The organism is Streptomyces sp. PSU-S4-23, from assembly GCF_055632315.1.
Window position 1 is genome coordinate 8,691,314 of record NZ_JBVMUU010000002.1, and the last position, 13,558, is coordinate 8,704,871.

General features: G+C 69.5%; 9 protein-coding genes and 4 pseudogenes. 6 read left to right on the forward strand and 7 right to left on the reverse strand.

Annotated features, from left to right (window positions below):
• Positions 1-460 precede the first annotated feature (460 nt).
• Positions 461-1,801 carry a jacalin-like lectin gene (locus ACZ79I_RS39240; RefSeq protein ID WP_471504649.1) on the reverse strand — a complete coding sequence of 447 codons (1,341 nt, stop codon included), beginning with the start codon at positions 1,799-1,801 and terminating at the stop codon, positions 461-463.
• 1,074 nt (positions 1,802-2,875) lie between these two features.
• On the opposite strand from ACZ79I_RS39240, the gene sqr reads away from it, so the two are divergent.
• From sqr to ACZ79I_RS39260, 4 genes are all read left to right on the forward strand, one after another.
• Complete coding sequence (gene sqr / locus ACZ79I_RS39245; RefSeq protein WP_471504651.1) at positions 2,876-4,117, forward strand: type III sulfide quinone reductase, selenoprotein subtype; 1,242 nt, start codon at positions 2,876-2,878, stop codon at positions 4,115-4,117.
• Positions 4,118-4,220: 103 nt separating this feature from the next.
• A complete protein-coding gene (locus ACZ79I_RS39250; RefSeq protein ID WP_471504653.1) occupies positions 4,221-4,463 on the forward strand; it encodes a TusE/DsrC/DsvC family sulfur relay protein in 243 nt (80 codons plus the stop codon).
• 17 nt (positions 4,464-4,480) lie between these two features.
• Entirely contained in the window at positions 4,481-4,954 is a 474-nt protein-coding gene (locus ACZ79I_RS39255; RefSeq protein WP_471504655.1) for a DsrE/DsrF/DrsH-like family protein, read from the forward strand.
• Positions 4,954-5,625 carry a PIG-L deacetylase family protein gene (locus tag ACZ79I_RS39260; RefSeq protein ID WP_471504658.1) on the forward strand — a complete coding sequence of 224 codons (672 nt, stop codon included), beginning with the start codon at positions 4,954-4,956 and terminating at the stop codon, positions 5,623-5,625. The genes ACZ79I_RS39255 and ACZ79I_RS39260 overlap by 1 nt, the downstream gene beginning before the upstream one ends.
• Positions 5,626-5,730: 105 nt before the next feature.
• Here ACZ79I_RS39260 and ACZ79I_RS39265 read toward each other — a convergent pair.
• Positions 5,731-6,165, reverse strand: a pseudogene (locus tag ACZ79I_RS39265) (IS5 family transposase); the annotation flags it as partial.
• Positions 6,166-6,299: 134 nt separating this feature from the next.
• Between ACZ79I_RS39265 and ACZ79I_RS39270 the strand changes: the two are divergent.
• A protein-coding gene (locus ACZ79I_RS39270; protein WP_471504694.1) for an IS5 family transposase occupies positions 6,300-7,090 on the forward strand; the annotation gives its coding sequence in 2 pieces (ribosomal slippage) (positions 6,300-6,621 and positions 6,621-7,090; 792 coding nt in all).
• A 5-nt stretch (positions 7,091-7,095) separates the two neighbouring features.
• On the opposite strand, the gene ACZ79I_RS39275 is transcribed toward ACZ79I_RS39270, so the two are convergent.
• From ACZ79I_RS39275 to ACZ79I_RS39285, 3 genes and pseudogenes are all read right to left on the reverse strand, one after another.
• Entirely contained in the window at positions 7,096-7,494 is a 399-nt protein-coding gene (locus ACZ79I_RS39275) for a transposase (protein ID WP_471504661.1), read from the reverse strand.
• A gap of 271 nt (positions 7,495-7,765) precedes the next feature.
• Positions 7,766-8,017: pseudogene (locus ACZ79I_RS39280) on the reverse strand (IS5/IS1182 family transposase); the annotation flags it as partial.
• Between the two features lie 89 nt (positions 8,018-8,106).
• A complete protein-coding gene (locus ACZ79I_RS39285; protein ID WP_471504663.1) occupies positions 8,107-8,502 on the reverse strand; it encodes a VOC family protein in 396 nt (131 codons plus the stop codon).
• Positions 8,503-8,685: 183 nt separating this feature from the next.
• On the opposite strand from ACZ79I_RS39285, the pseudogene ACZ79I_RS39290 reads away from it, so the two are divergent.
• A pseudogene (locus ACZ79I_RS39290) lies at positions 8,686-9,509 on the forward strand (HARBI1 family protein).
• 50 nt (positions 9,510-9,559) lie between these two features.
• Here the strand turns inward: ACZ79I_RS39290 and ACZ79I_RS39295 are convergent.
• A pseudogene (locus ACZ79I_RS39295) lies at positions 9,560-10,130 on the reverse strand (transposase); the annotation flags it as partial.
• A gap of 477 nt (positions 10,131-10,607) precedes the next feature.
• Positions 10,608-12,806: a phosphocholine-specific phospholipase C gene (locus ACZ79I_RS39300; protein ID WP_471504665.1), complete on the reverse strand. Its 2,199-nt coding sequence runs from the start codon at positions 12,804-12,806 to the stop codon at positions 10,608-10,610.
• Between the last annotated feature and the right edge of the window lie 752 nt (positions 12,807-13,558).

Genomic DNA, 13,558 nt, shown 5'->3' on the forward strand with positions numbered 1-13,558 from the left:
CAAGGGCCCGGCCGGGCGATCCTGACGACGCATGGGAACCGGGCGCGGCCGGATCGTCCAGAGGGCGCCGTGGACACGGGGCGTCGTCGCGGGTGAGGTGGGCCGCGTCCACCGCGGTGTGGCGCTGGTCTGGGAGTTCGCTGTCACCAGCATGGGGGCGGAGGCCGCGGGCCGGCGTGTGCTGTGGGACCTTCGGGGCGGAGGCCGGCCGACACCGGATTCCGCCCCGCCCTCCCACCGGCGAAGCGGCTGGCCAGCAGCGCTCCCGGTGGGGAACTGGCCATGCCGGACGTTTTGGATTCCTGCGCGAATGGAGTTGCTCACTTCGGGGTGTTGAGGCCGCGGAGGGAGGCGGTGAGGTTCGACCGGTCGGCCGGAAGGTGGGGTGGCCATGCGCACGTCGGTCACCTGATGCGTCATGGGTGATTCCTGTGCGCACCGGCCACACCCGTGAACCGCCTTACCGCTGGGTGTAGATGAAGCCGATCTTGTCGACCTCGCTGCCCGAGCGGCCGTGGAATCCGGCTATCTGCCAGCCGGCCGGCGCCGTGCGGGTGACGCAGTCGGAGGTCTTCGTGCCGCCGGCCAGGGTGTTGCCGAGATTCGTCGTGAACTCGGCGTAGAAGACCCTGGTCCGGCCGTCTTTCTGGCCTTGGCACAGGCGGGCGGTCGTCAGGTACTCGCCACTGCCCAGGGTGAGCGAGGACGCGGTGCCGCCGGTGCCGCCGTGGGTGAGCGCGGTGCCGTTCGCCAGGGTGATGCTCATCTGGTCGACGCGGGAACCGGAGCGCAGGGCGACGGTGGTGGCGCGGGCGCCGGCCGGGACACCGTCGATGTCGGTGAAGTAGTCGCCGTGCGGGCCGCCGAACTGATCGCTGAGCCGGAAGGCGGCGTTGCGCGACCAGGAGAAGCCGACGGCGATCGGGTCGTGGTCGGAGAGCATGAGTCCGTCGCCGGTGAGGAACCCGGCATGTTCGTTGGCGTAGGACGTGGCGTTCAGTGAGACGAGCTTGCTGCCCCGGTAGAGGACCTTGTCGACGACCTCGCAGGTGTTGGGCACGGTCGCCCCGGACTGGTCGCAGACGAGCGCGTCGCTGCCCTTGGCGGGCGGGGTCCCGCCGCGGATCAGCCGGACCCAGGCGTCCGTGAGGCCGTTGGCGGCGGCGAACTCGGCGATGGTGTCGCCGGTTCGGGTGTAGCGGGTGTTGGTGTCGCCCATGACGACGACCGCGTTGCCCGCCGAGTGCGTCGCGATGAAGTCGGTGAGCTGACGGAGGTTGTCCGCGCGGGAGGCGAGGTCGCCGTCGTTGGTCCCGGCGTTGGTGTGCACGTTGTAGAAGTCGACGTAGACCCCTTCGGCGAGCTGCTCGCGCATGAAGGTGAAGCCCTTGGGGGTCAGGCAGTCGCCCGAGTCCCACTGGCAGGAGTTCCAGCCCACCCGCTCGAAGTCGTCCTCGTCGTAGGGGATCTTGGACAGGGTGTTGAGCCCGCTGCCGATGCCGGCTCCGCCGCTGGTGGGGGTGCGGTAGGAGTGGGCGGTGTCGGAGGCGTAGAGGTAGGCGTGGTAGTTGAAGTCCTCCTGGACGTGGACGATGTCGTACGGCGCGATCCGCTGGCCGATCGCCGTGGTGCTGGAGTCGCGGGGCGTCGGGGCGCTGGAGAGGCTCTCGGGCAGGCCCGCGATGTTGTACGTGAGAACGCCGAAGGTGCCTGAGTCGGCGGCCGCCGCGGAGGGGGCGGCCGCCGTGAGTCCGCCGAGGGCGGCGGCCGCCGCCGCAAGGCAGGCGAGGATTCTGCGCATGGGGAGTGTCTCCTGGGAAGGGAAAGCGGTTGCGGTCGGAACGGAGCAGAAGTTACCGCCGGTTACCCCATGCTTGTCGAGGCTTTGGACGTTCTTTCCGGGGAACTGCCAGCCGCGCGCGGGCGGTTGGGCACTCACCGTGCACCGCTTCACACGTGTCGGGCGGGCGGTCGGGGCGGCTCCCGCAGCCGGCACCGAACGGTCGGTGTAGGGCGGCGCGCCCGGCAACCGTCCGGGGGTGGGCCGGCCCACCCCATCCGTGCCGTGCCCGCCCGTGTGCCTCCCGGCGGGCATCCGCTGCCGGCCGAGGCGGACCACATCGCGGTCGACGGCCGGCGGTGGCGCATCCTGCCGGACGACGCGCCGCCGGATACCGCGGTGAGCAGGTCGCCGCCCCCGCCGCGCAGTACGCCGGCCCGGCCGGGCCCGGGCCCGACGCCTCTTGCGGCAAGCGGCTGGAGCGCCTCCTGCGCGACTGGCGTGACGGCTGACCGGCATCACCCCGCTGGACCTGGACGACGTCGCCGGCGCCGCCCGCCATCCGCTCCATGCTCCTGCTCACCACCTTCCAGGTGCTTCTCGGCCACGGGACGGGCCGGTGCACTCCGCGTCGGCGGTGCGAAAGCGGCCCGCGGCCGCGGTGCCGGTGCCGCCCGCCCCGACGGGCTGGCCGCCTGCAGGCGGCGGCCTCGGGCGTCCGCGGCGCAGGCGTCCCGCCCGACGCGGGTGACCTCGAAAGGGTTCACCTCCGTGGACGGTGGCCGCTCCGTGCCGCGGTTCGCTGCGCCCGGTGGTCATGGCCGGGTCCTTCTCGCCGGTGCCGGCGTCTGCCGGATGCCCGCCGGCCGCGTACCGGGAGACCGGCGGGGTGCGACGGGGACCGGCCGGCCCTCGCGCGGGCTGCCGCGGCGGGCTGCCGCGACGAGCCGCCCCACCGGGTCTGTTGCCGGCGGATGTGCGGCGGCAGGCCCGTTGCGGGGGAGTGGAGGCCGCCCGAATCCATACCCCGGTGGGTACCCGGGTGGGGACGAGCGGCCCATGTCTGGTGCTCGTCCCCGGCACCACAGTGGGGGCATGGGCACACACCTGGTGATTCTCGGTGGCGGCACCGCCGGCACGATGACGGCGAACCGCCTGCAGCGCACATACCATGACCGGGATTTCCGGATCACCGTCGTCGACCAGGACGACGACCACATCTACCAGCCCGGCCTGCTGTTCGTACCGTTCGGGCTGGCCCAGCCGCACCACCTCGTCCGCTCTCGCCCGCGGCAGCTGAACGCCGCCGTCGACTACAAGCAGGCCCGGATCGAACGGGTCGACCTGAACGAGCGGACGGTCCACCTCGCCGGCGGCATCAGGCTGAGCTACGACGTCCTCGTCGTCGCCACCGGCGCCCGGCTGCTGCCGGAGGAGACGGAGGGGCTGACCGGTCCCGGCTGGGGCGAGAACGTCTTCACCTTCTACGACCTGCCCGGCGCCATCGGCCTGCACCGCGCGCTGGAGCGCTTCGACGGCGGCCGGATCGTGATCGACGTGGCCGACCTGCCCATCAAGTGCCCGGTCGCCCCCTTGGAGTTCGCCTTCCTCGCCGACTGGTACTTCCAGCGCCGCGGCATCCGCGACCGTGTCCGGCTGACCTACGCCACCCCGCTCGACGGCGCCTTCACCAAGCCGGTCGCCGCGAAGGCGCTGGGCGGGCTGCTGGCGGACAAGGGCATCGAGCTGGTCACGGAGTTCACCCTCGGCGAGGTCGACGGGACGGGCGGCCGCCTGGTGTCGTACGACGAGCGCGAGGTTCCGTTCGACCTGGCCGTCGTCGTCCCGCTGCACGGCGGCGCGGAGTACGTCGGGCGCTCCCCGGGCCTGGGCGACGAACTCGGCTTCGTGCCCGTGGACCCGCACACCCTCCAGCACCCCGACCGCCCCGAGGTGTTCGCCATCGGGGACGCGGCGGGACTGCCCGCCTCCAAGGCCGGCTCGGTGGCCCACTTCGAGGGCGAGGTGCTGGTGCACAACATCGGCGCCTTCCTCGCCGGACGCCCGCTGGACGGCTCCTTCGACGGGCACGCCAACTGCTTCGTGGAGACCGGCCACCACAAGGCCCTGCTCATCGACTTCAACTACGACACCGAGCCGCTGCCCGGACATTTCCCGGCCTTGGTCGGCCTGCCGCTGCTGAAGGAGGCGTACGCCAACCACCTCGGCAAGCTCGCCTTCGAGTGGCTGTACTGGCACAGCCTGCTGCCCGGCCGGGAACTGCCCGGCATCAGCTCGGCGATGCCCGAGCACGGCAAGCGCCACGCCCACGCCTGAACCAAGAGGAGCGTCCCCGTGCCCACCGCCACCTACGGCGACACCCCCCCTCCCGGCCGACGACGAGGGCTCCTTCACCGACCCCGACCGGTGGACCGAGCCCATGGCCGGGCGGATCGCCCGCGAAGCCGGCACCGAGGCGCTGACCGACCTGACCGACCGGCACCGGAGGGACATCCGCTTCACGCGCGAGCAGTACGCCGCCGAGGGCACCGGCCCCACCGCCCGCGTACTCGGCAAGACCTCCGGCGTCAGCATCAAGGAGCTCTGCCGGCCCTTCCCCAAAGGGCCGGCGAAGACCACCGCCAAGATCGCCGGGCTCCCCGAGCCCCGCGGCTGCATCTGAGAAGGAGAGGGCCCGCCATGGCCGCCACCGCCACGATCGAGAAGGTCTCGGTCATCGTCTCCAAGGGTTCCCTGGAAGGGATCTACCCGGCCCTGATCATGGCCAACGGCGCCCGCGCCGAGGGGATCGAGGCCGACCTGTTCTTCACGTTCTTCGGCCTCGACGCGATCACGAAGAGGCGCTGGGAGCACATCGAACTGGCCACCGTCGGCAACCCCGGCCTCCATCTGCCGACCCTGCTGGGCGGCATGCCGGGCGTGCCGCACCTGCTCACCCGTTACATGGAACGCAAGATGGACAAACTCGACATCCCGCCGATCCCCGAGTTCATCGAGATGATCTCCGACACCGGCGCGGGCATCTACGCCTGCAAGGCGTCGGTGGACCTGTTCGAACTCGACAAGGACGACCTGATCGAGCAGGTCCAGGGCATCATCACGGTCGGCGAGTTCTACGAGCGCGCCGCCGCCGGCCAGATCGTCTACACCTGATGTCCGGCATGCTGCCCGGCCTGCCGGACGGGGTGCGGCGAGTGATGGCCGTGGTCGCCCATCCCGACGACGAGTCGTTCGGGCTGGGCGCCCTCCTGGACCTGCTGTCCGGCGGAGGGGTGCCCACGACGGTGCTCTGCTTCACCCACGGTGAGGCGTCCACCCTGCACGGCCGGCCCGGCGACCTGCACACGATCCGGGCGGACGAACTCGCCAGCGCCGCAAAGGAGCTGGGCGTCGAGCACGTAGAACTGGCCGACCACCCGGACGGCGCTCTCGTCCAGCTCCCGTTGCCCGGGCTCGCCGCGGAGGTGACCCGCCTGATCGATGAGCAGCGTCCCAGCCATCTGCTCGTCTTCGACACCGGAGGCGTCACCGGGCACCAGGACCATCAGCGGGCCACCGACGCCGCGCTGCTCGCCGCCCGCCGCTCCGGTGTCGCCGTGCTGGGCTGGACTTTGCCGCAGCAGGTGGCGGGGCGACTGAACGCCGAGTTCGGCACATCCTTCATCGGCCGGGACCCGGCCGAGTGCCGTGTCGTAGAACCGGCGCCGCGCGAGCGGCAACGCCGCGCCATCGCCTGCCATGCCAGCCAGTCGTCCGACAACCCGGTGCTCTGGCGCCGTCTGGAACTCCTGGGCGAGCGGGAGTATCTGCGGATCCTGGAGTGACGCGGACCGGCGCCGAGGCCGGCGGAGCGGGAGGCTTCACTGTCGTGTGTCTCCTCGGCGGCGGCACGCTCGCGCGCCCGGCGTGCCAAGGGGCCGGCGGCGGGGGTGGATCTTTGTGGTGAACCCGCCCCGGGACCGGCCCAGCCCGTGATCGTCCGTTTCGGTCCCTGTTCCGCCCGGCGGTTCCTTCTGCGCCGCCCCGGCCCTGCGCGCGCCGGCCGCGTGCTGATGGGCCCGGCAGACGGTGGAGTCGACATTCACCGCCCAAGTGATCAGGCCCGCTGCATCGGCCCGCGGCCGTAGCGCGGTCAGGAGCCAGGCCCACACTCCTTCGCGCTGCCAGCGCCGGAACAACCCGTACACGGTCTGCCAGGGCCCGTACTGGGCTGGAAGATCCCGCCAGGGCACCCCTGTGCGCACCCGCCAGCGGACTCCGTCGATCAACCGCCGCCGATCCCTCGCCGGGCGCCCCAAACCAACCACCGGCAACAACGGCTCCAGCACCGACCACTGCTCATCGGAAAGATCCCCACGCCCCACACCGAGATCATCACGGCATGAGACGTGGTCAGGAGCCGACTTCTAAGAGGTCCTAACAGAAGTTTTTGATCAAGTGACCGTCGGCTTGTCTGCTCGTTGGTCGGGTCGTGGGGAAGCGTCAGTCTCGGCCGTGGATCGTGTCGGACGAACTGTGGTCGCTGATCGAGCCGTTGCTGCCCGAGCCGGGTCCGAAGCTGGTGGCGGGTCGGCCGCGAGTTCCGGACCGGCAGGCCTTGTGCGGGATCCTGTTCGTGCTGCATACCGGCATCCAGTGGGAGTACCTGCCGCAGGAGCTGGGGTTCGGTTCGGGCATGACCTGCTGGCGGCGCCTGGCCGCCTGGAACGAGGCCGGCGTGTGGGAGAAGCTGCACCTGGTACTGCTGAAGAAGCTGCGGTCGGCGAAGCAACTGGACTGGTCGCGGGCGGTGATCGACTCCTCCCACGTGCGGGCGGCCCGGCGGGGCCCAAAAGCGGTCCCAGCCCGGTCGACCGAGCGCGGCCGGGCAGCAAGCACCACGTCCTTGTCGACGGGCAGGGCATCCCGCTCGCGGTATCGCTGACCGGCGGCAACCGCAACGACGTCACCCAGCTGATCCCGCTGCTGGACAAGGTCCCACCCGTGGCCGGCACGGTCGGGCGGCCACGGCGCCGACCGGCCATGCTCTTCGCCGACCGCGGCTACGACCACGACAAGTACCGGCGACTGCTGCGGCAGCGAGGCATCCGACCAGCGATCGCCGAACGCGGCCAGCCCCACGGCTCCGGCCTGGGCATCTTCCGCTGGGTCGTCGAGCGAACGATCTCCTGGCTCCACGGCTTCCGCCGCCTGCGCATCCGCTGGGAACGGCGAGACGACATCCACGAAGCCTTCCTCGGCCTCGCCACCTGCCTCATCACCCACCGACACGTCCAACGCCTTTGTTAGGACCTCTAAGTGCGTTGCGGCAAAGGGAGTCCCTGTTCGATGAGCAGGGGCTTCTTCGTGTGCGGGGCATGATCGCGAAGGGGTAGGGGCAGGCAGCGGACGGCTTGTTGTGGATCGAGGAGGGTGCGATGCCGTCGGTGCTGGGGTTGATGGAACGGCGTGAGGCGCGGGCGAGGCAGGATCTGGAGTCCTGGACGGAGGTTCTGGAGCAGGCTCAGGCGGAGGTGGACGCCGCGCGGGAGGTCGACCAGCATGGCCATCCACTTCACGCCGTTGTCGACCAGGTAGCGCACAGCGTCGAGCATCTCGCGGTGGCAGTACGCCTCCGGACGCCCACCCTGCTTGAGGAGCCAGGCCGGCACCGGCATCGCGGAGCGGGCCTCGGCCCACTCCGCATCCGTCATGTCACTCGGATAGCACCGCACCCGCCGTCCCGGAGCGATCGAACCGAACCTGTGCACGTAGCAGTCACACCCAGGGGTGACCGCGGTGGACGCAGACACAGAGATACTGCTCAACTGATCAGGTAACGGGCTTCCTTGGTCGTGCTGGTGTCGTAACCGCGTCACTACCAAGGGGCCCGTTCTCTCATACCCACGGCCGCACCCGTACCTCTGTCCAGAGGATCACCCGCGCCGCACACCTCGAACGAAATCCGGTTTGCCACAACGCACTGAGGCGCCGGGTAGTGGGCCGGCCGTCCCAGCGAAAGCGCTTGGTCGAGCGCCGAATGAGCATGCGGAGCGTGACGAGGGTGGCGGCGAGGTAGAGGTAGAAGTCCACGACCCTTCCGCTCTTCTCTGTGCAGCGCCGGAGCTTGCCGTAATTGTTCATCCAGGAGTGTGTGCGCTCGACCACCCAACGCTTGCCAGCCTGGATTGGGGCTGGCACGCCCCAGCGTGCGATCTCGGCCGTGAACCTCAACTCAGCCATTACCACACATGACTTGGCACTGAGGTCTTCTCGGCAACGTAACGGTTGCGGTGTGTGACGGGGTGAGGGTGCCCGCTCGCGGCCTAGGCCTGCGGTGCCAGGGTGCGTAGGACGTCGAACTCGTTGCCCTCGGGGTCTGCCATGACTACCCAGTTTCGGTCTGACCCCTGGCCCACATCCGTTTTGGTGGCGCCGAGGCCGAGCAATCTGGTCACCTCGTCCTCGGTGCTGCCGTCGATTGGGCTGACGTCGAGGTGAAGCCGGTTCTTCACGGTCTTGCCCTCAGGTACCTGGATGAACACCAGGGTGGGCGGCATCTGACGGGCCCGAACGTCCTCGACGGTCGGCACCCAGGAGCCGATCTCGACCTTGCCCTCGCTCCGGTCGATCACCTTGAAGTCCAGGACCTCGCACCAGAAGGCCGCGAGCCTCTCAGGATCGTGGCAGTCAACGGCCAACTCAGTGAACCTACTTGTCATGATTCTCCCCAGGCAGTGCGGACGAAGTTCAGAGTATGGGCCAGGCCGCCCGTCCGACAGATCCGCGATCTTCCTGGCTGGCGAGGCCATCAGACGGGCTTGACCCGGCATCAGATACGCGAGAAGCCCCTGGTAGGAACAGGTCTGCGAAGATCACGTTCCGGAACCCAGAGGCTTCACGCGTTGACCAGTATCACCTACACCGCAACACTCGACGTCGGCAGGGAGACCGCCGAGGCTCTCGCCCAACTCTTGCGCGAGCACGGCGAACGGCTCGGCACCCGCAGGGGGACCCGCGCTCTGGGCGTCTTCAAGCAGGGTGTCCTGGTGCTGCGGTGGTTCGTCGACGGGACCCGGCTTGCCCAACTCGCCCGGGACAACGGGGTTTCGGTGCCCACCGCGTACCGCTACTTGCACGAAGGGCTGACCGTGCTCGCCGACCACGCCCCGGATCTGTCCACCGCGCTGGAACGGGCGGCGGCCGCCGGCTACACCCATCTCAACCTGGACGGCACCGTCATCCGTACTGACCGCGTCGCCGCCTCCGGCCCCCAAGGCGCCGACCTCTGGTGGTCCGGGAAGCACCAGCACCACGGCGGCAACGTCCAGGTCATCTCCGCCCCTGACGGCTGGCCGATCTGGGTCTCCCCGGTCCGCCCCGGCCGCGAGCATGACACCACGTGCGCCCGCACCCACGGCCTGGTCGACGCCCTCAACCGGCTCGCATCCACCCTGGACATTCCCACCCTGGCCGACCTCGGCTACGAGAACCTCGGCGACGGCTTCCGCCACCCGGTCAAGAAGCCCAAGGGCAGCGAACTCGATGACGAGCAGCAGGCGTTCAACTCGGTCATCCGAGGCGTCCACGCGGTCGCCGAGCGGACCAACGCCTGCTCAAGGTCACCTTCAAGACCCTGCGCCGGGTCAGCGTCGACCCCAGCGGCATCACCCGGATCGCCCGAGCCGCCCTCGTCCTGCTCCAGCTGCAACACGGCCGCACCGCCTGACCGAAGATCACGAACCGTCACGAACCATCACGAAACGTTACCGAGATAGATTCGCTGTTGTAACCGCGATCGAGGTTGACAGTGACGGTTTCCGGGAGCGCGCCGACCTGATCCTTCGTAGCTTCCAGCGTCGGCTCGAGCAGTGGTGAGTCATGCCGGTTGGCCCCGTCGGAGACGATCCCGAGCGGAACTCCGCAGGCATCGGAGGCGACCGAGGGTTTCAGTCCCCGCTTGCCCCGGTCGACCGGCGATCGCCCCGCCTTCTCGCCACCAGACGGGGCCTTGGTGATGCAGCCGTCCACCGAGATCTCACCCAGTCCGAGGCCGATCATGCGGTCGTGCGCCTCCAAAGCGAGGGTGCACACGCTCGGCGATCCCCTGCTCGGGCCACTCCTTGACGCGACGTCGTATCGTGCGGTCTGAGCAACCGGGAGTGGAGATGCGTTCGTATCCGGAGCCGTGGACCAGCGCGAGCATGACGTGCTCGAAGACTGTTCGGTCGTCGATCCGGCGGCGGTGACAACCCGGCGGGTGCTCCGCGGCGAACTCTCCCCGGGCGGGCAGGAGTGCAGCGAACTGGTCCCACAGGGGTTCGAGCAGGCAAGACGGCAGCGCGGGCACGGTCGTCCTTCGTGATCACTGAGCGTAGAGAACTCCATGATCACGTGGACTCGTGCCCGCGCTGGACCCACCCCGTCTCCTCGCACCACACCGGCTGCCAATTGCCGGTCGGTCTGAGCTTGGCATTTAACCTCGCAGGTCACCCGACCTGCTGATCTGCGGTTCTTCCTGGCCGGGCTACGGCTGCTGGGAGCGGACAACATCGCCAAGACCACCCGAGCGATCCGAGGCGCACCCGAACACGCCATCTGGATCTGGGGCATCACCGACAGCCCGCTCCTACCGGGAACTTGAAGCGGCCCTGCCGACAGTCGGCCTCTGCACGAGGTGCTTACATCCGAACCGATGATGCGGAATGGCTGCCCATCCGCACCCGCCACCATCCCGTGCCGGCGGGCCTCATTGGGGAAGGCGGCCTGGGGCGCTGACCCGCGACGCCCGGCGCCGCCGGTGGTGTCCTGGCGGCGCGGGGCGGCGTCACTCGGCGGCTGCGGGACTCTCCACAGGCTGGAGGTGGGCTGCCATGGCCGGGTCGCTGATGCCGTCCCTGCCGGTTTCCATACGGCCCGCGAAGCGGCGCTCGAGCGACGAGCCGTCCAAGGTGACGGTGAAGTCGTACCAGTGACCGCTCGGGCCCAGCGACCAGTGCCGCGTGACGTCCTTGCGGGGCGGCACAAGAACGGTCCGGGGCCCGGTGAAGCGGTAGGCGTGGGGCTCGATGTGCAGCCTGACCGACTTCGGCCCGGGATTGTGCACGGTGAGGACGACGGAGTTGCCGTGACGGTCGTACCGGACCTGAAGGTGCGGCTCGGCCTTGGCCGTGGTGGTCCCGGTGAAGGAACGGAAGAAGCCGCCCGGTCCGTGGACCTCGAGGTCGTACGCGCCCGAGTCGGTCGCCATGGCGTCCCATACGCCGGTGAGCTGCTTGCCGGCCTCGACGGTGTAACGCTGGGGGATCCGGTCGAGGTGCAGTCTGTCGTACACGTGGAAGACGGCGCCCTTGCGGCCGGTGTTGAGGAACCGGAGGGTGACCGTACCCGAGTCGGGGTCGGTGGAGGCGTCGGTGTGGAGCCGGTACGGCAGCGCGCGGGAGTAGCGCGTCCCGTGCTCCTGGAACAGCGGCTCCGGCGTCGCCGGCGCCTTCGGCGCCGGCAGGGCGCGCTGCCGGGCGTCGGAGTCGGCCCAGTCGCTCTGGTCGGGAAGTGTCGGGAAGCGCTGGTCGTTGGGGTGCTTGAAGTCGAAGGCCGAGGTGAGATCACCGGAGACCGCTCGGTGCCATGGACTGACAGCGTCTATGCGCACGTTGAAGCGCTGTTCGAGGAACATGCCCACCGAGGTGTGGTCGAACACCTCGGAGTTGACCCAGCCGCCCCGGCTCCACGGGGAGATGACGTAGAGCGGCACTCGCGGGCCCAGGCCCCACGGCCGGGTCGTCCCGGTGACTGAGTCCTCGGGTTTGAGCCACGACGACGTCTTGGCGGATGCGTCGAAGTACTCACCGTCTAGCGGGACGGTCGACTTGCCGGCGAGCGTGCCGTCGAGGTTGTAGGACGGAACCGCGGGTGCGGGCACGTGGTCGAAGAGGCCGTCGTTCTCGTCGAAGGTCAGCAGGAAGACGGTCTTGCTCCACACCTCGGGGTTGGCGGTCAGCGCGTCCAGCACGTCGGCGGTGAAGTTGCCGCCGTGTGTCGGGCTGGAGCCCGCGCCGGGGTGCTCGGAGTTGCTCTTCGTCGTCAGCACCCAGGAGACCTGCGGCAGTTTGTCGTCGAGCACGTCCTGCCGGAGCCGGTCCAGGAAGTCCGGGCCGCCGGTCATGCCGTGCTCGTACACCGGGGTCCCGGGCCGCGCGCTCCGGAAACTCTCGAACGCCAGGCAGCCGTGCATCGCGCCGGTCCAGTTGTCGTTCATGTCCTGGTAGATGTGCCAGCTGACGCCCGCACGCTCCAGCACGTCCGGGATGGTGTCCCAGTCGAACGCGTTGCTCGCGTACGTGTAGGTGTGCGGCCATGAGCCGGGCACCCACGTACCCTTGACCCAGCACCGGAGGTTGTTGGGCTCGGACTGGTCGTGCTGGGGGTTGATGCCCTGACGGCCGAGGCCGGGGTTGAAGTTGGACCCTGACCAGAAGATGATGCGGTTGGGGTCGGTGCCGCCAGTGATGGAGCAGTGGTAGGCGTCGCAGATCGTGAACGCCTCGGCCAGGGCGAACTGGAACGGAATGTCGTCCCGCTCGTAGTACCCCATGGAGTACTCGGTCTTGTACTTCGCCCAGTGGCCGAGTTTGCCCTGGTTCCAGGCGGCCTGCGCGTCGCCGAAGGCGTGGGGGGTCGAGGGTATGAGGAGTGCGCTGGAGCGCTCGGGGTCGAGGTGGTACGGCGGGATCTCCCTCAACCCGTCGGACTGGTACCAGACCGGTTTCCCGCTCTCCAGCGGGGTCGGGAATCGGTCACCGAAGCCGCGCACACCGCGCATCGTGCCGAAGTAGTGGTTGAAGCCGCGGTTCTCCTGCATCAGGATCACCACATGCTCGACGTCCTTGATGGTCCCCGTACGGACGGCCGCGTCGACGGCGAGGGCCCGGCTGATGGAGGCGGGGAGCACGGACGCGGCGGCCGCCGCCCCCAGAGTGGTCGCCGATCTGCGCAGGAAGTCGCGTCGGCTGGTCGGTGAGGACATGGTGTGTTCTTTCGCTCGGTGGACAGGGCTGAGCCCGGACGGGGACCGTCAGCGAAAGCGCGCCGGCCGGGGCCGGGCGTTCGCCGTGGGGTGACGGCTGCAGCCAGCACAACCTAGGAAGGCTTCATGAACCCCGGCTGACCGTGCAGAAGAATGGCGTGAACGGCTCTGGACACGGAGCCGGGCTCGCGGCGCCGCACACCGCGCTGAGCGGGCGAAGGCAGCCGGGCGCGCCCGCCGACACGTGCCGCCGGATAGCCGGGACGCTCGTCGGACGGTGCGGGGAGCGGGGTCGAGCGGACCTCAGCCTGGGCCTGGCCCGTGCCGCATCGCTGCACGGGCCGCTGCACGACGTGTCCGAACCTGTGGGTCAGTGGAACGGGGCTCTCTGACGGTCTGAGAGCAGAAGGGAGCCGATGACCCGCGGCGGCGCGGATCGCGTCCCATGAAGTGGTGTAGCCGGGCAGGGTCCCGGAACGCGCGGGTGTCTGCCCGGGGCGTGCATCGGCTGACCGTGCATGCTCCCTGAGCAAGGGCAGGCCATCGCGCAAGTCTCCCTGGTGAACGGGCAGTTCAACCGGAGGAGCACGCGATGGCCTTGTCCCAGTCTGAGCTGATGCGGCTGCTGGAGTCACTACGTCGGGCCGATGGAGTTGAGGCAATCAGGGTGGTGTGCGAGCGCATCCTGCAGGAGCTGATCGAGGCAGGCCAGGGTCTGTCCAGCCAACGGTGTAACTCGGGTGGTGTGAGTT